Below are 22,237 nucleotides of genomic sequence, written 5' to 3'. Positions count from 1 at the left end.
GCATGGCTGTTCACGCCGCCTTGGGTTTCTTGCGAACCGGCGCCTTGCGCGCGGCCCCCAGCTCTACCCAGACCGGCGCATGATCGCTGGCGTGTTCTTCGCCTCGCACCCAACTGTGCACGCCCGCAGATTTCAGCCTTGGCGCGAGCTCGGCATTGAGCAGGATGTGATCGATGCGCAGGCCGGCATTGCGCTGCCAGTGCTGGCGAAAATAGTCCCAGAAGGTGTAGATGCGCTCTTCGGGATGTGTGTGCCGCAGGCTGTCTAGCCAGCCCTGCGCCAGCAGCTCCTCATAAGCGCTACGCACCTCCGGCTGTATCAAGGCATCCTTTTGCCATGATTTGGGGTTGTAGACATCCAGGTCGGTCGGAATGACATTGAAGTCCCCCGCCAGCACCACCGGGTGGCCCGAATCAAACAGGCTTTGTGCATGTACGTGCAGCCGCTTGAACCAATCCAGCTTGTAATCAAACTTCGGTCCCGGCCGGGGATTACCGTTGGGCAAATACAGACCGGCCACGATGATGCCGTCCACCGCCGCTTCTATGTACCGGCTCTGCTCATCCGAGGGGTCGCCCGGCAACTCGCGGCGGATTTCGAGTGGTGGCGCCCCTTTTGACAGAATCGCCACGCCATTCCATGAACGCTGGCCCTTCCATATGGCCGAGTAGCCGGCGGCGAGCAACTCCGCCTGAGGAAAAGCTCCGTCCAGGGCTTTGAGCTCCTGCAGACAGACGATATCGGGCGCTTCTTTTTCCAGCCAGGCCAGCAGTTGCGGCAGCCTGGTCTTGATCCCGTTGACGTTAAAAGTTGCCAGCTTCATGGGATGAGTCAGGCCGCTTAATTCTTGCGAGCGCGGAAGGCTTCGGCACCGCCGCTGCCGCCGCCATCGGGAAAATCATGCTGCTTGGGGCCACGTGCTGCACCCGGTTTCACGGGCGCTTCAATCAGGGTGCTGGCAGTGTTCTCCACGTCTTCATGCGGGACCGGGCTGGACCGGTTGGGTTCGGTCGGGCCGTCGCCGGTTTTGGCCTGGGTGGGGCTGTTGCTGTTGCGAGTCATGGCTGGCTTTCGTGAAGCAAAAGGCCAACATAGCAGCGGCGCAAAAGCGGGGCTGTCGGACAAAGCCTCAAAGGCCTGCCCAAGGGCTCCACGTGCCGCTCCAGCCACCGTTTCTTGAACAAATCCGCAGTGCGCCCAGGAATGACGGGCAAGAATTGCTATTCTTTTAATAGCGCCCCGGTTTCAGGGTTTGCCCGAGGCCCCGGTAGAGCTTGTCCCCTAGAGCACCGCGTGGCGCCGCATCTGGCAGCTACCATGCAGGCAGTTTTGACTCTCGGACCTGCCAGTGGCCTACACATCTTCTCCCGAATCGTCCCCTTACCCTCACCTGCTGGCCCCGCTGGACCTGGGTTTCACCACCCTTAAAAACCGGGTGTTGATGGGCAGCATGCACACCGGGCTGGAGGACGGTCGCAAACACTTCCCGGCCATGGCGGCGTATTTTGCTGAACGCGCGCGTGGCGGCGTAGGGCTGATGGTGACGGGCGGCTTTGCGCCCAACATCGCCGGCTGGACCAAACCTTTTGCCGGCATGCTGGCCAGCTCAGGGGCAGCGCGACGCCACAAGCAGGTGACCGATGCCGTGCACATTGAGGGCGGCAAGATCGCGCTGCAAATTTTGCACACCGGCCGCTACGGTTATCACCCGCTGTGTGTTGCGCCCTCTCGCATCCAGAGCCCGATTTCGCCTTTTACCCCGCGCGAACTGAGTGTTGGCGGCATTGAGCGGCAGATCCGTGCCTTTATCCGCTGCGCCAAACTGGCGCGCGACGCGGGTTACGACGGCGTTGAGATCATGGGCAGCGAAGGCTATTTCATCAACCAGTTTCTGGTCACCCACACCAACCAGCGCACGGACGACTGGGGCGGCAGCTACGCCAACCGCATGCGCCTGGCGGTCGAGATTGTGCGGCGCACGCGCGAGGCCGTGGGGCCAGATTTCATCATCATCTACCGCCTGTCCATCATTGACCTGATTCCGGACGGCAGCAGCTGGGAAGAAGTTGTGCTGCTGGCCAAGGCGGTGGAAGCCGCTGGCGCCACCCTGATCAACAGCGGTATCGGATGGCACGAGGCGCGCGTGCCAACCATTGCGACCTCCGTGCCGCGCGGTGCGTTTACGTGGGTGACTAAAAAACTCCGCACCGAGCTGCGCGCAGCCGGCGTGATGATTCCGGTGATCACCAGCAACCGGCTCAACATGCCAGAAGTGGCCGAACAGGTGCTGGCAGATGGCAGCGCCGACATGGTCAGCATGGCCCGGCCCTTTCTGGCCGACCCGGAGTTTGTCAACAAGGCTGCGCAGGGCCGCAGCAAAGAGATCAACACCTGCATCGCCTGCAACCAGGCCTGCCTGGACCACGCCTTCAAGGCCAAGCTGGCCAGTTGCCTGGTCAACCCGCGTGCCGGGCATGAGACCGATCTCGTCATCAAAATCGCTTCTGCGAAAAAACGCGTGGCTGTGATTGGCGCAGGCCCTGCCGGCCTGGCTGCCGCTACCACACTGGCAGAACGCGGCCACACGGTGCATCTGTATGACTCTGCGGACAAGATCGGCGGCCAGTTCAACCTGGCCAAACGTGTGCCCGGCAAGGAAGAGTTTGAGGAGACCCTGCGGTACTTTGGCCAGCGCATCCCGCGCACCGGCGTTACCTTGCACCTGAACACGCGCATCAAGGCCGCTGACCTCATCGGCGGACAATTTGACGAGGTGATTCTGGCCACGGGCGTCACGCCGCGCAATCCGCGCATCCCGGGGCAGGAGCATCCCAAGGTGCTCAGTTACATCGACGTTTTGCTGGGCCGTCAGCCCGTGGGTCAGCGTGTGGCGCTGATAGGCGCGGGTGGCATTGGTTTTGACCTAGCCGAGTTTCTGGTCACGCCCTCGGGGCACTCCACCGCGCTGGATCTGCCCGCGTGGCTGGCCGAATGGGGCGTGGCTGATCCGGGTGAGGTGCGCGGCGGCGTTGTGCGCCCCGTGAGCACCCCGCCTGCGCGCCAGGTCACGCTGCTGCAGCGCAAACCCGGCAAGCTTGGGCACAGCCTGGGCAAAACCACGGGCTGGATTCACCGCGCCGCGCTGAAGATGAAAAACGTGGAGATGCTCTCGGGTGTGAACTATGAACGCATAGGCCCCATGAATGGCGAAGGCTCAGACCTCGGCCTGTTCATCACCTTTGGCGAGAAGCGCCAGAACGGCACCGTGCTGGCCGTCGACAACGTCGTGTTGTGCGCCGGGCAGGAGCCTCTGCGCGAATTGCTGGAGCCGCTGCGCGCGGCAGGTGTGCAGACACATTTGATTGGCGGCGCCGACGAAGCGTCCGAGCTGGACGCCAAGCGGGCCATTGATCAGGGGACACGTCTGGCGGCCAGAATTTAAGCCGAATTGGCCTTCTGCCCTTGTTTGACGGGCGCAAACAGCTATCTTTTTAGTAGCATACTGCTTACCCGCTCGCCTATCGCCAGCGAGCTGGTGAGGCCCGGCGACTCGATGCCAAACAGGTTGACCAGCCCCGGCACGCCGTGATCGGCAGGGCCCTGGATCAAAAAGTCCTTGGCGGATTCGTGCGGTGCCTGGATTTTGGGCCTGATGCCGGCATAGCCGGGAATCAGCGCCCCATCCTGCAGGCCCGGCCAGTACTTGCGGACTTCGGCGTAAAAGGCGTCTCCGCGCGCTGGGTCAACCACCATGTCTTCGGGCGAATCGACCCATTGCACATCGGGGCCAAACTTGGCTTGGCCGCCCAGGTCCAGGGTCAGGTGCACGCCAAGACCTGCCGCCTCGGGCACCGGGTAGATCAACCGTTTGAACGGTGAGCGCCCCGACAAGGTGAAGTAGTTACCCTTGGCATAAAAGCTGGGGGGCACGTGCTGTGGCGCCAAGCCTGCAAAACGCCGCGCAAGCGCCTGCGCCTGCAAACCGGCGGCGTTAACCACCGTCTGCGCGACCAGTTCGGTGCCGTCTTCTGCTACAAGAGTAATAGCAGAACCCGCACATACAGCGTGGGCAAGCGGCGAATTTAATGCCACAAGACCGCCCGCATTCTCCAGATCACCCTGCAAAGCCAGCATCAAGGCGTGGCTGTCCACAATACCCGTGCTGGGCGACAAGACGGCGGCTTCGCAGGCCAGGTTCGGCTCCATGGCCATGGCCTGCTCACGCGTCAGCAGCACCAAATCGTCCACGCCATTGGCCGCCGCCTTGGCGATGATGGCTTGCAACTGGGCGACCTGCGCCGAACTGGTGGCAACAATCAATTTGCCGCAACGGCTGTGGCCTATGCCGCGCTCGGCACAGTAGTCGTACAGCATCTGCTTGCCCTGCACACAGAGCGCAGCTTTCAGCGAGCCCTGCGGGTAATAAATGCCGGCGTGAATCACCTCGCTGTTGCGCGAGCTGGTACCCGTGCCTATGGCGTCGGCTGCTTCCAGCACCATCACCTCACGGCCCTGCAAGGCCAGCGCACGCGCAACGGCCAAGCCAACCACACCGGCCCCGATCACCACCACATCGACGTGCTCCATCACTTGCCCGCCTCGAACCCATCCAGCACTTCGACCGCGTTGATACCCAGGGCCTCGGCCGCGTAACCGCCTTCCAGAACAAACACCGTCGGCAATCCAAGCGCCGTCAAGTGCTGCCCGAGCCGCCGGAAGTCGGCAAGCTTCAGTGCAAAGGTGGAAATCGGGTCATCCTCAAAGGTGTCCAGCCCCAGCGACACCACCAGTGCCTGGGCGCCGTATTGCGTGATGCGTTGACAGGCCTTCTCCAGCGCATGAAACCAGGCGCCGACCGTGGCGCCCGCAGGCAGCGGCAGGTTGAGGTTGAAACCCGCCCCCGCGCCCTCGCCGGTTTCATCGGCATGGCCCAGGTAAAACGGGTATTCGGTACGCGGATCGCCGTGCAGGCTGACAAATAACACGTCAGGCCGGTCATAAAAAATGCTTTGCGTGCCGTTGCCATGGTGGTAGTCAACGTCCAGAACTGCCACGCGCTCAAGACCGTTGTTGCGCAGGGCCTGAGCCGCCACGGCGGCGTTGTTCAAAAAACAGTAGCCGCCCATGAAGTCGGCACCCGCGTGGTGGCCAGGCGGGCGGCTGCAGCAAAAAACAGCACGCGCGCCTTCGCCCAGCAAGGCCGCCGCGCTGGCTGCAGCATCGGCTCCGGCCTTGGCCGCTGCCCAGGTGCCTGCGGACAACGGAGAACCGTTGTCCATCGAATAAAGACCGAGCCGGGCCACAAAGTTGGCGGGCTCCACATCGCTGCGCAATGTGCGCACAGGCCACACCGAGGGGAAAGGCTGCTGCGCAGCATTGCCTGGCGCCAGTGCCAGCCAGTTGCTCCAGGCGCTTTCCAGAAACGCGAGGTAACGCGCGCTGTGCACTTGATTCAATACCGCTTGGCTGTCGACGTGCGGCGGGCGCAACTCGTGGCCGGCTTGTAGCAGGCGCGCTTTCACAAAAGCGGCACGCGCCGGTGTTTCAAAACAGGGCACGCGTTCGCCGCGAAAAAATTCAAAGACCGGGGCGTGGTTTTCGTGAAGGTCGCTGTAGAGAGAAATCATGGGTCAGGGAAAAGATGAACACCAGACAGGCGTCGGAATGTTTTACAACTTCCGTGGATCGGTCTGAAGCAAGCGCTCCACCAGTGACTGCAGGCTTGCTTTCAGCGGCACAAACCCTTCGGTCATCTCCAGCGATGCCTCGTTCATGTACAGCTTGCGGTTGATCTCCAGCTGGATGCTGTGCCGGTCTTTTGCCGGGTCACCGTAGCGGCGCACCAGTTCCACGCCTTTGTACGGGTGGTTGTATGCCACGCTGTAGCCCAGACTTTTCAAATGCTCGCAAATCAGCAGGGCAAGTGGCGCGCTGGATGTGGACTCGTCCCGATTGCCAACCACAAAATCAGCATGTGCCTCGCCCGGAAATTCGGTCGCATGACTCGATGCTATGGCCGGCATGGAGTGGCAGTTGATGTGAATGCTGTAGCCGTGCCGGGCATGGGCTGCATCAATGGCCTGCGCCACCGCAGCGTGGTACGGCTGCCAGCACCGGGCGATGCGCGCCTGCACCTCGGCAACACTCAGCTTGCGGTTGTAAATCAGCACGCCGTCGTCAGTGACCCGCCAGATCAGGCCCTTGCCCAGCCGCACCTTGGACAGCACCCCTGGATCCGTCGCCACAGCATCCGGCCAGGCATCGTCAAACAACCCGACATCAATCTCGGTGGTGTCGCGGTTAACGTCCAGATAGCTGCGCGGAAAGAAGGCCTCTACCCAGCCCACACCCAGCCCGGGCGCAAAGTCGTAAAGCTTGTCGACATGCGTGTCCTCTGCGCGGCGCAGGGTGGGCAGCTCGCACGCGTAGGCAAAGTCATCAGGGTAGGCAGTGCCGCTATGCGGCGAATCAAGCACCAGCGCTGTGGCGCCGGGCAAATAGCGAAAAAGGGAGGTCATGCGCTTATTGTGAACGTGTCAGCCGCCCTGCGCCTGTCCGCCTTGTCCACAAGAGTCACCAACCTTCTGAAAGCGCCAGGCAGCCTTCAGGACTGGCTGCTACGCCCGATCTGCCGCGCTTCTGTCGAGTTGCAAATCGTGGGTCTTCGCCACCACAAAAGTCCCGGTTCCGGCGTGGAAGTCCCAGCGATCTACGCGGCAATGAGCAGCTCCGTTGACCGCATCGACGTGCAAGAGGTTCACCGAGTTGGGCGCCTCCTCGCGAATTCGTGACGATAGTGCCGTGCCGGCCTGCACGCACCATATCCGTCGGCCGATACCCCCTACAAGCCCCGCCAGGTCGCAGACGTAGGGCAGGTGGATATGTCCTCCCATCACCACATCAGCGCCCGCCTCGGACCACGCGCGTACGGCGGTGTGTGAACCACGCAAGCGGTCGTGCTCGTCTTCTTCACGCTGGACATGCACAGGCTGGTGCACCACCACCACGCGCAACTGTTCGGGCCTGGCCTTTTGAAGGTGGGCCACCACGCGCTCGATCTGGTCGCTGGAAACCTCGCCGTTTTTGTGCCGCCAGCGCCTTGTGGTCTTGACACCAATCAGGCTCAGCCAGGGCGTCTCAAGAGAGGTCTCAACCTCCGGGCCAAAAAACTGCAGGTAGCGGCTGTAGGGCTTGAAAGCGCGCTGATACAGGTTGTAGAGCGGTATGTCGTGGTTACCCGGCAAGGTGAGCATGCGGGGAATCTCCAGCCGATCACAAAACGCCCTCGCCTGCCTGAATTGCTCTACCCCCGCCCGCTGGGTAATGTCACCGGACAACACCAGCACTTCAGGGCGTTGCTCTCGCGCCATTTGCACCAGCGCATCCATCACCGGTACTTGCGCGGTGCCAAAGTGCGGGTCTGAAATCTGCAGCAATCGGGTCATGCAACCTCCGCCCGGTCGGCTGGAGCCGGAACCAGCAAGAGCAGGGGTTCATCAGCCACCTGAAAAACCAGAGGCGACTGCATCCATACGATTTCGCCATCGGTTGCAACCTTGACGCGCCGCAGACCACGAGGCGTCACCGTCAGACGCCGGAACGTGAAACTGTCAACATTTTCTGCATCGCCCAGCCGCCCAAGCAGGCCGCGCACCAGCAACCCGAACAGTGCCAGCGTGCCGATAGGCCTGACCGCAACACCCGTCAACCGGCCATGCTCCAACGCGTTGACATGCGCCTCTTCGATCCCGACCCTGTCCAGCTGTAGATGGTTGTTACCGATGAAAAGAGTGGGGGTTTTGAATTCGGCAACCTTGTCACCCGATTCGATGCGCAGGCGAAGCTGCTGCCCCCACTGAAGCAGGGTTGCGATGCCAGAGATAAACGCCACGAAGCGGCTGCGGCCCCACTGCGCCTTCCATGCTTCCCGGTCTTCCAGCAACTGGGGGTAAAGACCGAGACTGGCATTAACGAGAAACGACCGCCCGTTCACCTGTCCGACCTGAACCGGCGAAATACTGGCACCAAGCAGGGCCGTGGCCGCGGCGCGAGCATCCTGCGGAATCGCGTTGGCACGGCCAAAGTAATTAAAGGTTCCCTGCGGCAGCACGCCAAATGGGCAACCGCTTCCGAGCACTGCACCGGCAACGGCGTTGATGGTGCCGTCACCGCCGGCAGCCACCACAACCCCACCACGCGCCCTGGCCAACTCAACAGCGCGATGAGCGACCTGCGTGATCTGGCTCGGGTCCGCGACGGGCAAAAACTCGAACTCGCGTCCGGCTTCTGTGAAAACCTCGGCAATGAGCTTGTGCTCTTCCTGGGCATCTTTGGCACCAGCGCCAGCGTTGTGGACGATAAAAAGCGGTCCACGGCGCGCAGCGGTCTGCGCCTGTTCTTCTGAAGATGTCATGCGTCAAGCATAAAGAGCACGGGCTGCGCGGTATGTCAGTCAAGGTCGCTTTTGCGCCGACCGCGGTGACAACACTGCGCGCTCGCGACTTACCTCATCTGGACTGACCCTGATACGTTGACCAGCACGGTGCTTTTACCTGCTTCAACCGGAATGGAAGAGTCCCCCATTTCAGCCTTGGCCTGCATGGCCATCATGCGGGGACGTGGCGTGTAGCCCTGGTCATTGGCATTGATGGACACTTCACGCAAGGTATAGCTGCCAAAGCCAAAGCTTTTGGAAATTTCGGTCGCCTTGGCCTTGAAGCGCTCGATGGCGATAGCCTGAGCTTCCGCTTCCACCTTGGTGCGTTGCTCGCGGCTCAAGGCAAAACCAACATTACCAAGGGTGAGGGTCTGGATCTTGCCGGCGGCCGCCGTGATGCGCGGGAAATCGCGACCTTCAAGAACCAGCTCTGTTGAGCCCTGCCAGCCGTTGATCTTGCCGTCTTTGCCGTGGCGCGGGTAAAGGCTGAAGTTGCCGGTACGCACGTCCATCAATCCGGGTTGGGCGGTTTTTTTGGCTTCGGCAAGGGCCGCGTCGAGCGCAAGCTTCAGCTGGTTCTGAACAGCGGCCGCGTCGGTTCCGTCGCGTGTGGTGTTCATGGTGATGGACAGCAGATCCTGCTGCGCCTCTACCGAGCCGCTGGCCGAAAGTTGCGCGACGTTTTGCAGCGGCGCGTGCATCGGAACAGCCTGCACGTTCTGCGCCCACAGGCCGTTTGCTGCAAGCATCAAGGTGCAGGCTGCCATCAATTTATAAGTGGTGTTCAAGTCTGGCTTTCGATCATTAAGGTTGAGAAATGCGGGTGGTAAAAACCTCCCAGTGCCGGGCAGCATAGAGAGTCCAGAGCAATCTGTCTGTCCTCCTTAAGCTCGTCCGCTTGTCATCCCAAATCCTCATCCAGCTGCACTGGCCGCTTCGAGCCCTGTCTGCACCCGCAAGTCCTGTAACAGTCTGTCAAAGTGCACAGAAAAACTGGAAATGTCGGTTTTAGCCCTCAAAATTGCTCTGTTACAAATTACGATGGTCCTATGACACAAGCAAGCAACACACCTCGTGCCGACAAAATCCTGATTCTTGACGACGATGCCCGGATCCGGGATCTGCTCCGCCGTTACCTGGCCCAAGAGGGCTTTGAAGTCATTCTGGCGGAAGACAGCAAGGCCCTCAACCGCATCATGATGCGCGACGCGGTGGACCTGATCGTTCTGGACTTGATGATGCCCGGGGAAGACGGCCTTTCAATTTGCCGCCGCCTGCGCGCTGCCAATGACCGCACCCCCATCATCATGCTCACCGCCAAAGGCGAAGATGTGGACCGGATCGTTGGCCTGGAAGTCGGCGCCGATGACTACCTCGCCAAACCCTTTAACCCTCGCGAGTTGCTGGCCCGTATTCACGCCGTGCTGCGGCGCCGCCCTGCCGCCGAGGTGCCGGGTGCGCCATCGAGCGACCAGGAAGTAGTGACTTTCGGACCGTTCAGCTTTGATATGGGACTGCGCACCCTGCAGAAAAACGGTGAAGAATTGCCCCTGACAACGGGCGAGTTCGCCATGCTGAAAACCCTTGTACGCCATCCGCGCCAGCCGCTGTCGCGCGAAAAACTGGCTCAGTTGGCGCGTGGTCGCGAGTTCGAGCCGTTTGACCGCAGCCTGGATGTGCAGGTCTCGCGCCTGCGAAAGCTCATCGAAACAGACGCAGCGGTGCCGCGCTACATCCAGACGGTCTGGGGCATTGGTTACGTGTTTGTTCCGGACGGGACAAACTAGCCTTTCAGGACGGCCCTGCGGGGCCCGATAATCGGTCCGACATCTTGCGGCTCCTCCAGTTAACAGGAGCTGCCAACCAGCCGAGCCGCTTTCGTCATGCAAGGTACCAGCCCCGCCCAATTGGAAACTGCCCCCGCGCCGCTGGAAATGCGGCCGCGCGTGGGCTTAAGCCTGTTCTGGCGGACCTTTCTCTTTCTGGCCATTTTGCTATTGGGCTGCATCGTGGCCTGGTTGCAGACCTTCAGGGCGCTGGAGTTTGAACCCCGCGCGATGCAAAGCGCCCAGCAGCTGGCCTCTCTGGTCAACTTGAGCCGGGCCGCACTCAAATACTCAGATTCCATTACCCGCGTCTGGCTGATCAAGACACTGGCCGACGAGGAAGGCGTGCGTATCTCGCCGCGTGAGCCCAAGGACAAGTTCGAGCTGTTCGTCAACGACCCTTTCAGCGAGCGTATTGGCAACGAACTGACCGCACGCATGGGGCCCGGGACAGTCGTCGCCAAGTCGGTCAATGGCGTCAAAGGGCTGTGGGTGGGATTTGCCATCGACGGCGACTCCTACTGGTTGCTGACCGACCCCTCTCGCCTCGGCTCTTTACAGGGCGGCACCTGGCTGATCTGGCTGATCACGGCGGCCATTTTGTCCTTGCTGGGCGCCGCGCTGATTGCCCGCCTGATCAACCGCCCCCTCAAACAGCTCTCATTTGCGGCCAGCCGCATGCGCGATGGTGACTTTGATGCCAGCCTGCTGGATGAGCAGGTCGCCACCAGCGAAATCCGCGAGGTCAACATCGGTTTTAACCGGATGGCCGAGCAGCTCTCAAAAATAGAGGAAGACCGCGTCATCATGCTGGCAGGCATCTCCCACGACTTGCGCACGCCCCTGGCGCGTCTGCGGCTTGAGACCGAGATGAGCGTGGCCGACCCCGAGGCCAGAGCGCACATGGCGGCGGACATCAGTCAGCTCGACGCCATCATTGACAAGTTTCTGGACTACGCGCGCCCTGATCCACCCAAACTGTTTCCGCTGTCACTCAACACCATCGTCGATGCAGCTGTTTATGCGGTGGCCGAGTACACCGACATGAAAGTCAACATCAACCTGCCGCACGAGATTCTGGTGCTGGCCGACGAGGTTGAACTGTCCCGCGTGTTTGCCAACCTGCTGGAAAACGCGCGGCGTTACGGCAAGACGGCGGAGACCGGTATCGCGGTGGTGGACATCGCGGCCAAAGAGCGTGACCAATGGGTTTTGATCAAGGTGCGTGACCATGGCTCGGGCGTTTCACCCCAGGCACTCAACAACCTGACCAAGCCATTTTTCCGCGGTGATGCGGCCCGCACGGCGGCTACTGGCGCCGGTCTGGGCCTGGCGATTGTTGAAAAAACCATGCACCGCATGGGCGGCGTGTTTGCGCTGGCCAACACCGGCTCTGGTGGGCTCGCCGCGCATATCAAGTTGCGAAGGGGTTGACCCCCACGGTCGCTAACCCCGTTCGTCCTGAGCTTGTCGAAGGATGGGTGAGGAGAAGCCCTAAAAGCGGCTCAAAGCCTTTGCGGAGGTGTTTTACTGGAACATGTAAGCGAAATCGGCACTTCGCCATTTAAGGGTGGGCACAGTTCGCTATTAAAACAGTAGCGCCACGGCTCTGGCCTCCATGCTCCGGCCTTCTCCCACCGGGCCCATCTTCTCGGCTGTCTTGGCTTTCACATTGACCTGGCTCACTTGCAGGCCAAGAGTTTGCGCAATCCGCTCTCGCATCGCAGGGATATGGCTGGCCAGCTTGGGTGCCTGGGCGATGACCGTGCTGTCGATATTGCCGATGCGCAGCGCCCGCGCAGCCAGAAGCACGCCGGTCTCGCGCAAGAGAACGATGGAATCCGCGCCCTTGAACCGCTCGTCGGTATCCGGAAAGTGGGCACCTATGTCGCCCAGCCCCGCCGCCCCCAACAGCGCGTCGATGATGGCGTGAACCAGGACGTCCGCGTCTGAATGCCCCAAAAGACCCAGGTGGTACGGCACCGTGACGCCGCCGATGATGAGCGGACGTCCGGACACCAGCGCATGTGTGTCCCAGCCCTCACCAACTCGAAATGGTAATGATGCAGCGGAGGTGTCTGGGTCGGTCATCAGTAAGGCGCCTTCAGTGGAAAGGGTTCGGATTCACGGGTTAATCTGATTTTGATCAGCGCTTCGGCAAGAAGAAAATCTTCCGGATACGTGACCTTGAAGTTGTGTGCGCTGCCGCGCACCAGCTTGGGCGCAAGCCCTGCGGCCTCCATGGCACTGGCTTCGTCAGTGATTGCATCGCCCAGGGTTTCAGCCATTCTTAAAGCCTGCACCAGCGCACCAAGGCGAAACATCTGCGGAGTTTGTGCCAGCCACTTGTTGGCACGCTCCACGGTCGCCTGCACGCGGTCGCCCGCAGCTTGCTTTAGGGTATCGGGCAAGGGTTGCGCCAGCAGGCCGCCAACCGGGTCGCTGTGGCAAGCGTCTATCAAGTCCTCAATCAGCGCTGGCGTGATCAGGCATCGCGCGGCGTCGTGGACCAACACCCAGTCGTCAGGCTCGGCGCCATCACGCGCCAGTTGATCCAGCCCGCCCAGCACGCTAGCGGCGCGGCTGGCACCGCCGCACGCTGCAACCTTAAAGGTGGTGGTATTCTGCCGGGCGAAAAAATCGTCCCCAGGCGCCACAACCACCAGGCAGGAGGTGATGCGTGTTACCGCCGCAAACGCCGCGAGCGTGTGTTGCACCATCGGCATGCCCGCAATGGGCTGGTACTGCTTCGGCAGTTGCACAGCGCCCTCAAGACTTGCCCCTTGACCCAAGGCCCTGCTGCCCAGGCCTGCGCATGGAATCAGCGCGAAAAACCGGGGAATCAGGGATTTGGCGCTGTTTGTGGTCATGGGTTCATCATAGATTCTAAAATCAGGGCTTCTCGTATTGCTCACACCCCACTCTTTCAGATTTGGGGTGTTTACCTTTTGGCTCGCCGGTTCTGCTGCTACTCCTTACCTTTTCCGACTGTTCATGGACCTACCCAAACTGATTCCCGGCAAACGCTACACCCTGCCGCAACCTGCAGGTTCCGCCGACGCCATGTTGCTGGCCCAATTGGGATTGCGCGAAAAATCCGCCGGGCGGCTAACCGCCATCGTTACAGCCGACGCCACCACCGCCCAGCGCCTTCTCGACGAGATTGCCTTTTTTGCACCGGCCTTGCGCTGCGCCCTGTTTCCTGACTGGGAAACCCTGCCCTACGACACCTTTTCTCCGCACCAGGACCTGATCAGCGAGCGGCTGGCGACCCTGTGGCGCATCAGCCAGCGTGACAAGGACAGTGGGGCCGATCTGGTCATCGTCCCGGCCACAACAGCGCTTTACCGTCTGGCGCCGCCAGCTTTTCTGGCTGGCTACACCTTTCACTTCAAGGTCAAGCAAAAGCTGGACGAAGCCCGGCTCAAGAGCCAGCTCACGCTGGCCGGCTACAGCCACGTCACGCAGGTGGTCAGCCCGGGGGAATATGCGGTACGCGGTGGGCTGATCGATCTTTTCCCCATGGGCTCTCCCGTGCCTTACCGGGTTGACCTGTTTGACGACGAGATCGACAGCATTCGCACATTTGACCCGGACAGCCAGCGCAGCCTCTACCCCGTGCCCGAGGTCAGGCTGTTGCCAGGCCGCGAATTTCCGATGGACGACGATGCCAGGGCCCGCTTCAGAAACCGCTGGCGCGAGCTATTGGACGGTGACCCAACCAAAAGCCGCATCTACAAGGACATGGGCAACGGCGTGGCCACAGCCGGTATCGAGTACTACCTGCCCCTCTTTTTTGAAGAAACGGCCACGGTCTTTGACTACCTCGGCACGGAAGCCACTGTGGTGCTGCACGGTGATCTGGATCCGGCCTTTCAGCGCTTTTGGCAGGACACCAAAGATCGCTACCGTCTGGTCAAGGACGCACCCGACCGCCCCGCTTTGCCACCCGAATCGCTGTTTCTGGGGACTGAGCAGTTTTACGCCCGCGCCAATGGCTATGCGCAGCTGGCGATCCGACCGGCCATTGAAGATGTCGCCGACAACGCGCACTTTCAGAAGCTGGGCGAAATGTCCGTGGTGCGCGGGGCCGAAGATCCCCTCGCCCGTCTCAAGGCCCACATACGCAACACGCCGCAGCGTGTTTTGCTGCTGGCCGAGAGTGATGGCAGGCGCGAGAGCCTGCTCGACTTTTTGCGCGCCAGCAGCGTCAGTCCACCTGCATTTGATTCACTCGAAGAATTTCAGCTCAGCCGCGAAAAAATCGGGATTGCAACCGCAGCACTGAACACGGGTTTCAGCTGGCTGGCCGGCGATATTGATTTCGTCACTGAAACTGAGCTGTTTGCTGCAGGCGTGGTCACCCGGCGGCGCAACAAAAAGCAGGAACAGGTCAGCGATGTTGAGGCGCTGATCAAGGACTTGTCCGAGCTCAATGTCGGCGACCCCGTGGTGCACAGTGCCCATGGCATTGGCCGCTACAAAGGCTTGGTCAATATGGATCTGGGTCAGGGCATCACCGAGTTTTTGCATCTGCAGTACGCGGATGACGCGACTCTTTACGTACCCGTCAGTCAGTTGCAGCAGATCAGCCGCTACACCGGGGTCTCGGCCTCCGAGGCGCCTCTGCATCGGCTGGGCAGCGGCCAGTGGGAAAAGGCCAAACGCAAGGCCGCCGAACAGGTGCGCGATTCCGCCGCGGAACTGCTCAACATCTACGCGCGCCGCGCTGCGCGTGAGGGCCATGCTTTCCGTTATTCACCGGACGACTACGAAACCTTTGCCAACGACTTCGGTTTCGAGGAAACGGCAGACCAGCGCGCCGCCATTCATGCCGTCATTCAGGACATGATCAGTCCGCGCCCCATGGACCGGCTGGTTTGCGGCGATGTCGGATTCGGCAAGACCGAGGTTGCGCTGCGCGCCGCTTTTATTGCCATGACTGGCGGCAAACAGGTCGCGCTGCTGGCGCCCACCACCTTGCTGGCCGAGCAGCATTACCAGACGCTGGTGGATCGCTTTGGCAAATGGCCGGTCAAAGTGGCCGAGATGAGCCGCTTTCGTTCGCCCAAAGAAATTACGGCGGCGATCAAGGGCATTGCCGACGGGAGTATTGACATCGTGGTCGGGACCCACAAGCTGCTGAGCCAGGATGTGAAGTTTCAGCGACTGGGTCTGCTCATCATCGATGAAGAGCACCGGTTTGGCGTGCGCCACAAGGAAGCCATGAAGGCGATGCGTGCCGAGGTGGATGTGTTGACGCTGACCGCCACACCGATTCCACGCACGCTGGGCATGGCGTTGGAAGGGCTGCGCGACCTCAGCGTGATCGCGACGGCACCGCAACGGCGGCTGGCCATCAAGACCTTCGTGCGCAGCGAAAGCAATGGCGTGATTCGCGAGGCCGTGCTGCGTGAACTCAAACGCGGTGGACAGGTTTATTTTCTGCACAACGAGGTGGAAACCATCCAGAACCGGCGCGAAAAGCTGGAAGCGTTGTTGCCCGAGGCACGGATTGCCGTGGCGCATGGGCAAATGCCCGAACGCGAACTCGAAAAAGTCATGAAAGACTTTGTCGCGCAGCGCTTCAACCTGCTGCTGTGCTCCACCATCATCGAAACCGGCATTGACGTACCCACCGCCAACACCATTGTCATGAGCCGCGCAGACAAGTTTGGCCTGGCCCAGTTGCACCAGTTGCGCGGCCGGGTCGGCCGCAGCCACCACCAGGCCTACGCCTATCTGATGGTGCCCGACATTGAAGGCCTGACCAAGCAGGCGAGCCAACGGCTGGAAGCGATTCAGCAGATGGAAGAACTGGGTTCCGGTTTTTACCTGGCCATGCACGATCTGGAAATACGCGGCACCGGAGAGGTGCTGGGCGAAAACCAGAGCGGCAACATGATGGAGATCGGTTTTCAGCTCTATAACGAGATGCTCAACGAAGCCGTGTCATCCCTGAAAGCTGGGCGCGAGCCGGACCTCCTGGCGCCACTGAACGTCAGCACCGAGATCAACCTGCACGCCCCTGCCCTTTTGCCCAGCGACTACTGCGGCGACGTTCATTTGCGGCTGAGCTTTTACAAAAAGCTGGCTACCGCAAAGACCACGGACCAGATTGATGCCCTGCTTGAAGAAATTGTGGACCGCTTCGGTAAACTTCCGTCGCAGGCGCAGACCCTGATCGACGTTCACCGTCTGCGCGTGATCGCCAAGCCATACGGTGTGGTCAAGGTTGATGCCGCGCCAACACTGATCAACATCACCTTCAAAAAAGATCCGCCCATCGACTCGATGGCTATCATGCATCTGATCCAGAAAAACAAACACATCAAACTGGCAGGCAACGACAAGCTGCGCGTTGAACGCGAACTGAAAGAACCGAAAGACCGGGCGCAAATGGTGCGCGATGTTTTGCGCTCTCTCGGACAACCCACCACCACGGAAAAAACTGCTGCATGACCCCCACCGAAATCTCTCCCGGGCTTGTTGTCAACATCGCCACACCTGAACTGCGGCTCAGCGATTTCAAGTTAATCGCCTTTGACATGGACTCCACGCTGATCAACATCGAATGCGTCGATGAAATCGCCGACGCCGCCGGGCGCAAGACAGAGGTGGCCGCCATCACTGAAGCTGCCATGCGCGGTGACATCACCGATTACAAGGAAAGTCTGCGTCAGCGTGTGGCCCTGCTCGCCGGGGTCAGTGTTGACAGCATGGAAGAGGTCTATCACCAGAGGCTGCAACTCAACCCCGGCGCGGCAGAGCTGGTTCATGCCTGTAAGGCGGCGGGCATGAAGGTGCTTCTGGTCAGCGGCGGGTTTACGTTTTTCACGGACAGGGTGCGTGATGAGCTCGGAATTGATTACACCCGCTCCAACGTGCTGGAAATCAAGGACGGGCTGCTGACAGGAAAAATGATCGATCAGCCCTGGGGCGACATCTGCGACGGTGCTGAAAAGCGCACCATGCTGCTGCAAACCTGCGACATGCTGAACATCGAGCCATCACAAGCCATTGCAATGGGTGATGGCGCCAACGATTTGCCCATGATGGGTGTTGCAGGCCTCTCGGTGGCCTACCACGCAAAGCCTAAAGTGCGCGAGCAGGCCATGGTCGCCATCAATGAAGGCGGTCTGGACCGACTGCTTGAAGTACTTAAAGCTTCCTGACGCTGCCAGGTCGGCCTAAACCCTTCACCTCAAACGGCGAGTGTCTGAAGGGGTTGCGGCAGGCGAACGCAGAAACACGTTCCGTGGCCCACCGTGCTGACTACTTCGATGGTGCCCCCATGCACGTCCACCGCATTTTTCACGATGGCAAGTCCCAGGCCCGTACCCTGAATGTTGCCCACATTGCTCGCGCGGTGAAAGGATTCGAACAGATGGTCCAGCTCCTCGGGGGGTATGCCGATGCCCTGGTCCGTCACTTCAAACACCGTACCGCTGCCCAATTCTGTTTGCTCCGGAAACACGCGTAAAAGCACCGTACCGCCCGCCGGGGAATATTTGACCGCGTTGGACAAGAGATTGCTGAAAATATGGCGGAGCAGTTTTTCGTCGTAGACACCCGGGCGGAGGTCGTCTGAAAATTCAGTGGCAATCCGGCAGGTGCCCAAAGGCATCTGGTGCGAAGCCTCCGTGATGATTTCCAGACACAGTGATTTCAAATCAACCCGCTCGGGGTTGAACTCCAGCATTTGTGCGTCCGCCTTGCCGATCAGCAACACACGGTCCAGCATGCGCATCATGCGCTGCACGGCGGAGGCGATGGTGTCCAGCGTCTCCTCCTTCTCCGACTCCGGAAGGCGATCGCCATAGTGCTTGAGAATTTCTCCGGACGACAGGATGGTCGCGAGAGGTGTACGGAACTCATGACTGGTCATCGCCACAAAGCGGCTGCGCAACTCGTTGAGCTCCTGCTGCCGCTGCAGGGCCAGCCGGGTATCTTCTTCAGATTTCTTGCGCTCTGTGATGTCCAGAAAAGTCCAGATCACACCGGAATCGGGGTCGCGTGGACGCAGGCAACTACCGCCCATCTGAACCCAGAACAACTCACCATCCCTTCGCCGTAGCTGACGCTCGTGGACAAAGGTACCCAACTGCTGCAGTGCAGCGCGAGCAACCCGCCCAAACTCTTCCCACGCAGCGCTATCGGGGTGAATGTAGGCAGACGAACGTCCAATCAGCTCGTCCCGCGGATAACCCATCATTTCCGCAAATTTTTCGTTGACCCACTCGTGCCGCCGTGCCACCGACAACACAATGCCGACCAGCGCACTGTTGAGAATCGCCTCGCGCTCCGATGACGTACGTACCAGTTCCGCCTCCAGCTCCTTGCGGCGCGTGATGTCGGTCAATACCCAGACCGTGCCCTCACTCAGATCGCCCTGGTTAACCGCCCTGCCCGACAGCGCAATCCAGATGAGCGAACCGTCGCATCGACGCATCTGGATCTCTGTTTGGTAGGCCTGCCCTTCACGGGTGCTGGCCGCCACCTCGCCACCAACACGCAGGTACTCCTCACGTGACAGGTAAAACGGCTCCATGGACGTCTGGGGCTGATCGTCCGCACCAAAAATTTCCAGCATGGTCCGATTGGCCCAGCGAAAGCGGCCGTTTGCCGAGAGGAACGCAATGCCCACCATGGAGCTCTCAAGAATGGTTTCGCGCTCAAGCAGCACCTTGCGATACTGCTCCTGCGACTGGCTGAGCGCCTCCACCATTTCATGCTCTGCCCGGCTCGCAGCCTGCGCCAGCTCCTTTTCGGCACGTGCAACATTGATCCGGTCGGCCAGTGCAAACGACAGCAACACCATCTCCAGGGCCGAACCAATCAGCAGGGCATTGGCTGTCAACAGGTTGGACGGAAGGACGCCCGTGTTGTGCATGACAAGTGTTACAACGCCCAGCAGCAGTACAGCCCAGGCTGTGAGGAAGTAACGGGCGCCGGGATGCCGGTGCCGGACACTGAGAACCCCCGACAGCACCACGGTAGTGACGCTGATCACGGCCAACACGGTCACCATCATTGACGAGGCACGGTAAGGCAGCGACACCGCCGCAAGCAGTGTCAATAGCCAGCCGCCGACCAGTGTCAGCATGCTGCGGTTCATCCAGGGCATATGGCTGGCGCTGTCCAGGAAATTGCGTGCGAACAGAAGTCCAAAAATAGCTGACAGCGACATGCCGACCGGGGGCGACACGCTGTTCCACCAGAGTTGTCCGGACCAGAGAAATTGCCCGCCCAGTCCCGTCAGCGCCGCTTGCGCCAGTGCCATGGAGCCTGCAAAAGCGGCATAAATCAGATAGGCCGCATCACGCACCGAAAGAAAGAGCAGCAGGTTGTAAAGCAGCAGGCCTACCAACAGGCCGAAGTACAGGCTCAAGAGCGAGTATTCAGCCTGATCATTGAGCCACAAGGCCGGGGCCTGCCAGAGCCGTGTGGGCACCGACAGCGTCCCCTGCGACTGCACCCGCAGATAAAGCGTATTCACCTGACCAGCGGTCAGCACGACGGGCAGAACGTGGTTGCGATGCGGAATGACGCGGCTGTCGAATGGCCTGAGGTCACCACCGCTCTGATGGTCAAAATGCCCGTTGGGATTCGACGTGTAGAGGTCGAGCTGATCCAGCGCGGGGTACGCAATCTCCAGCAACCACGCTTCTGGCGTGCCAGCCAGTGTGGGAAGCTGAACCTTCAACCAGTAGGCTGAGCGGGTTAGCCCAAAGTTGGTGGACGAGCCGCCTTGTGCGACCTCTTTGAAGCGCGCCTGCTGGGCGGGCAACAAGACATCTTCGAGCGACATCTGACCGCTGACGTCTTCAAGCACCGTGAAGGCTGACGACAGCTTGTAGCTGTCTTGCAGACCAATGCTGAGAGTACCGTTTTGTGCCAACAGGGCCGGTGATGCGCAAAAAACAAGCAGCGCCAGAAATTTGGTACACCAGGTCCGCATGCAGCCTGCTGAAAGAAAGCGCTGGAGATGAAGCATTGCGGAATGGTGCCTGTTGTTGCAGCCATTATCCCCCGGACAGTGGAGACCGCTGGCTTGACGCTGGACAAGCTTCCCAAGGGTCGGTACGCTTGCGGCAACACTTTCAGGAATGGAATTCAATGGCCCTCATTCATGCCCAACCACTCGATGTGATCGACATAAAGCCACTGGCTCACCAGTTGGGCGACGTGAAGACACATAGCTTGCTCAAGACCGAAAAGCTGCAGTTGATGCGTGTGGTTCTGGCGGCAGGCCAAACCATGCCCGAGCACCATGTGTCAGGCGATATCACCGTTCAATGTCTTGAGGGAGAGGTGTTTGTGACCACGCCGGGGCGCCGCGTCTGTCTCGGCGGCGGAGAGGTAGTTGTCGTGCCCGCCAATGCGCCACATGGCCTGGAGGCCAAAACGGCGACATCCTTGTTGGTCACCGTCCTGCTACACCAATAGCGTCTGAGCGACCCTTTAGCCGGTCAGCAACTTGTCGTTGCCCGGCTGCACCTTGGCCGTCTCCGCAACGCAGTACGCAAAGAACTCGTCCAGCTCATTGGACTTGTCAAACACGGCGTCCGCGCCCATGGCCATGCTGCGCGTGCGAACCTCCGGCGTGGCGTAGTTGGTCAGTACCACGACTTTTTGATAAGACTCGCGCTGCTGGCAGCCGGCCAGCACGCCAAGCCCACTTCCCTCTTGCAGGAACATGTCCACGACGGCCAGATGCCAGTCCCCATCATGAACAGACAGCCAGCGGGTTGCTTCAGCCTCCGTGGCCGCGTGTCCCACCACTTTCACCAGCGCAACCTCCTCCAGCGTTTCGATCAGATTTTCCAGAATGGTCTGGTTGTCTTCCACGAGGTAGGTAATAAGTGGCACGTGATGTTCCATGGTTAAAGGTCTGGATTCGCTAAACAGCTTGATAGTGGGTGAACCGGGTGACCGGTTCAGTTCAAATGACCCGTACGCAGCTGAAGATGGGCTGCCTTGAGGCGCGCATGCGCGGCGTCCAGTGCATCGAAGGCGGCGTCGATGGCAGCCGGGTTGGGGACGGGTGCACGCAGCAGCATGTCATACGTTGCTCTCAAAAAATCGTAGTCGGCCAATGCGCTGGTAGGCCGAACGTGTGAAGTAAAAACTTGTGCCTGCATTCACATCTCCCGGTTGGTTGTTTCACTTGCTGTCGCCGGCTCCAGATATTTTGAAACCTTGCGACTCATTTTCTGAAGCTATTGACGTCGAGACATAGGCCAACCGGGTCAGCGCGTGTCGGCGTATGCCTACCCTCCGACCGGTAGCAGGCAAGGTTCACAGGGGGCGCAACCGAGTAGGTGAATCGTGATCACCCATCGCATGTTTGAATCGGGTGTGCGCTTCATCCATGGCGACCATGGCTGCATTGACTGCGTTGAAGTCAGGCGGATCCATGCTCAGAAATTTCATGTAATCCGCTCTCGCCTGGTCATAGTCAGCAAGCGCCGATTGAACAACGGATTGGTCGACAGCCATATCAATTCCTCGCCGATTTAAATGACTGGTTTCGCAGGACCTGGCTCATCTGGCTGAGCCAGCGGCGGAACGGGACCCAGGTCGGGCTCGACCGGCAGGTTGTTGGGATTGGACTCTGGCTCCGTGCCTGGCGACTGTGCCGGCAGGGGTTGTGTGTGGCTTGACGGTCTGGTCATGATGCACTTTTCAGAACACAGTGACAAAGACCGCAAGCGGCACGTCTGCACTCACCAGGGCTGCAGCCGCAGCAACGCTGCCGGAAACAACCGAGCAATAAACCATCACAGCAACCGCGACCCGCCGGGCGGTCCAGCGACGCGGAGGCGAAATAAATGCTTGCTGTGGTGATTGATGTGCGGTCATGGTGCTGTCCTGGGCTTTGGAAGGTAATACATTAATCATGGACCTCGTATGGCAGAAAAGACATCAGGGAACAGACCGTCCCGCTGTGAGCACCGGCTGACAGTCCCGG

Annotated in this window: 22 protein-coding genes; 6 read left to right on the top strand and 16 right to left on the bottom strand. The window is 60.3% G+C overall.

The annotated features are described in order from the left end of the window. Window positions 1–10 precede the first annotated feature (10 nt). On the bottom strand, window positions 11–823 hold the full coding sequence (gene xth, locus VE934_RS17795) for an exodeoxyribonuclease III (RefSeq protein ID WP_324890034.1): 813 nt from the start codon (window positions 821–823) through the stop codon (window positions 11–13). Between the two features lie 17 nt (window positions 824–840). Next, a complete protein-coding gene (locus tag VE934_RS17790) occupies window positions 841–1,062 on the bottom strand; it encodes a hypothetical protein (protein ID WP_324890032.1) in 222 nt (73 codons plus the stop codon). 286 nt (window positions 1,063–1,348) lie between these two features. Here VE934_RS17790 and VE934_RS17785 point away from each other — a divergent pair, with 286 nt between their 5' ends. Then, a complete protein-coding gene (locus VE934_RS17785) occupies window positions 1,349–3,442 on the top strand; it encodes an NADPH-dependent 2,4-dienoyl-CoA reductase (RefSeq protein ID WP_324890030.1) in 2,094 nt (697 codons plus the stop codon). A 41-nt stretch (window positions 3,443–3,483) separates the two neighbouring features. Here VE934_RS17785 and VE934_RS17780 read toward each other — a convergent pair whose 3' ends face one another. The 6 genes from VE934_RS17780 to VE934_RS17755 form a co-directional block, all read right to left on the bottom strand. After that, on the bottom strand, window positions 3,484–4,587 hold the full coding sequence (locus VE934_RS17780) for an NAD(P)/FAD-dependent oxidoreductase (protein ID WP_414693876.1): 1,104 nt from the start codon (window positions 4,585–4,587) through the stop codon (window positions 3,484–3,486). After that, window positions 4,587–5,627 carry a histone deacetylase family protein gene (locus VE934_RS17775; RefSeq protein ID WP_324890026.1) on the bottom strand — a complete coding sequence of 347 codons (1,041 nt, stop codon included), beginning with the start codon at window positions 5,625–5,627 and terminating at the stop codon, window positions 4,587–4,589. The genes VE934_RS17780 and VE934_RS17775 overlap by 1 nt, the downstream gene beginning before the upstream one ends. Window positions 5,628–5,669: 42 nt before the next feature. Next, window positions 5,670–6,518 carry an N-formylglutamate amidohydrolase gene (locus tag VE934_RS17770; RefSeq protein ID WP_324890024.1) on the bottom strand — a complete coding sequence of 283 codons (849 nt, stop codon included), beginning with the start codon at window positions 6,516–6,518 and terminating at the stop codon, window positions 5,670–5,672. Between the two features lie 99 nt (window positions 6,519–6,617). After that, complete coding sequence (locus VE934_RS17765) at window positions 6,618–7,445, bottom strand: metallophosphoesterase family protein (protein WP_324890022.1); 828 nt, start codon at window positions 7,443–7,445, stop codon at window positions 6,618–6,620. Further along, complete coding sequence (locus VE934_RS17760) at window positions 7,442–8,413, bottom strand: diacylglycerol/lipid kinase family protein (protein WP_324890020.1); 972 nt, start codon at window positions 8,411–8,413, stop codon at window positions 7,442–7,444. The genes VE934_RS17765 and VE934_RS17760 overlap by 4 nt, the downstream gene beginning before the upstream one ends. Window positions 8,414–8,502: 89 nt before the next feature. Then, a complete protein-coding gene (locus tag VE934_RS17755; RefSeq protein ID WP_324890157.1) occupies window positions 8,503–9,186 on the bottom strand; it encodes an SIMPL domain-containing protein in 684 nt (227 codons plus the stop codon). A 300-nt stretch (window positions 9,187–9,486) separates the two neighbouring features. Between VE934_RS17755 and ompR the strand changes: the two genes are divergently transcribed. Together ompR and VE934_RS17745 are read left to right on the top strand one after the other, a co-directional pair. Beyond that, window positions 9,487–10,224, top strand: a complete 738-nt coding sequence (gene ompR / locus VE934_RS17750; RefSeq protein WP_324890018.1) for a two-component system response regulator OmpR — start codon at window positions 9,487–9,489, stop codon at window positions 10,222–10,224. Between the two features lie 96 nt (window positions 10,225–10,320). Then, on the top strand, window positions 10,321–11,697 hold the full coding sequence (locus tag VE934_RS17745) for a sensor histidine kinase (protein WP_324890015.1): 1,377 nt from the start codon (window positions 10,321–10,323) through the stop codon (window positions 11,695–11,697). A gap of 153 nt (window positions 11,698–11,850) precedes the next feature. Here the strand turns inward: VE934_RS17745 and ispF are convergent, their stop codons facing one another. Both ispF and ispD read right to left on the bottom strand, forming a co-directional pair. Next, window positions 11,851–12,354 (bottom strand): 2-C-methyl-D-erythritol 2,4-cyclodiphosphate synthase, encoded by a 504-nt coding sequence (gene ispF, locus VE934_RS17740; RefSeq protein ID WP_324890013.1) that lies wholly within the window; start codon window positions 12,352–12,354, stop codon window positions 11,851–11,853. Next, complete coding sequence (gene ispD / locus VE934_RS17735; RefSeq protein ID WP_324890011.1) at window positions 12,354–13,133, bottom strand: 2-C-methyl-D-erythritol 4-phosphate cytidylyltransferase; 780 nt, start codon at window positions 13,131–13,133, stop codon at window positions 12,354–12,356. Before ispD ends, ispF begins: the two co-directional genes overlap by 1 nt. A gap of 124 nt (window positions 13,134–13,257) precedes the next feature. Between ispD and mfd the strand changes: the two genes are divergently transcribed. Together mfd and serB are read left to right on the top strand one after the other, a co-directional pair. After that, window positions 13,258–16,725, top strand: a complete 3,468-nt coding sequence (gene mfd, locus VE934_RS17730; RefSeq protein WP_324890009.1) for a transcription-repair coupling factor — start codon at window positions 13,258–13,260, stop codon at window positions 16,723–16,725. Next, the gene (serB, locus tag VE934_RS17725) at window positions 16,722–17,438 is read left to right on the top strand and encodes a phosphoserine phosphatase SerB (RefSeq protein ID WP_324890007.1); all 717 of its coding nucleotides are present in this window, start codon (window positions 16,722–16,724) and stop codon (window positions 17,436–17,438) included. The genes mfd and serB overlap by 4 nt, the downstream gene beginning before the upstream one ends. 29 nt (window positions 17,439–17,467) lie before the next feature. On the opposite strand, the gene VE934_RS17720 is transcribed toward serB, so the two are convergent. Continuing rightward, window positions 17,468–20,260 (bottom strand): 7TM diverse intracellular signaling domain-containing protein, encoded by a 2,793-nt coding sequence (locus VE934_RS17720; protein ID WP_324890005.1) that lies wholly within the window; start codon window positions 20,258–20,260, stop codon window positions 17,468–17,470. A gap of 122 nt (window positions 20,261–20,382) precedes the next feature. Between VE934_RS17720 and VE934_RS17715 the strand changes: the two genes are divergently transcribed. Then, the gene (locus VE934_RS17715; RefSeq protein ID WP_324890003.1) at window positions 20,383–20,712 is read left to right on the top strand and encodes a cupin domain-containing protein; all 330 of its coding nucleotides are present in this window, start codon (window positions 20,383–20,385) and stop codon (window positions 20,710–20,712) included. 15 nt (window positions 20,713–20,727) lie between these two features. Here the strand turns inward: VE934_RS17715 and VE934_RS17710 are convergent, their stop codons facing one another. The 5 genes from VE934_RS17710 to VE934_RS17690 form a co-directional block, all read right to left on the bottom strand. Next, window positions 20,728–21,147: a response regulator gene (locus tag VE934_RS17710; protein WP_324890001.1), complete on the bottom strand. Its 420-nt coding sequence runs from the start codon at window positions 21,145–21,147 to the stop codon at window positions 20,728–20,730. 56 nt (window positions 21,148–21,203) lie between these two features. Beyond that, the gene (locus tag VE934_RS17705; RefSeq protein ID WP_324889999.1) at window positions 21,204–21,407 is read right to left on the bottom strand and encodes a hypothetical protein; all 204 of its coding nucleotides are present in this window, start codon (window positions 21,405–21,407) and stop codon (window positions 21,204–21,206) included. A 157-nt stretch (window positions 21,408–21,564) separates the two neighbouring features. Further along, entirely contained in the window at window positions 21,565–21,765 is a 201-nt protein-coding gene (locus VE934_RS17700; RefSeq protein ID WP_324889997.1) for a hypothetical protein, read from the bottom strand. Between the two features lie 17 nt (window positions 21,766–21,782). After that, window positions 21,783–21,941: a hypothetical protein gene (locus VE934_RS17695; protein WP_324889995.1), complete on the bottom strand. Its 159-nt coding sequence runs from the start codon at window positions 21,939–21,941 to the stop codon at window positions 21,783–21,785. 10 nt (window positions 21,942–21,951) lie between these two features. Continuing rightward, window positions 21,952–22,128, bottom strand: a complete 177-nt coding sequence (locus VE934_RS17690; RefSeq protein ID WP_324889992.1) for a hypothetical protein — start codon at window positions 22,126–22,128, stop codon at window positions 21,952–21,954. Between the last annotated feature and the right edge of the window lie 109 nt (window positions 22,129–22,237).

It is taken from the genome of Polaromonas sp., from assembly GCF_035638815.1.
Classification (GTDB): Bacteria; Pseudomonadota; Gammaproteobacteria; order Burkholderiales; family Burkholderiaceae_C; genus Polaromonas.
Note: the sequence above shows the minus strand (reverse complement) of the source record. Positions and strands in the feature narration are given on the sequence as shown.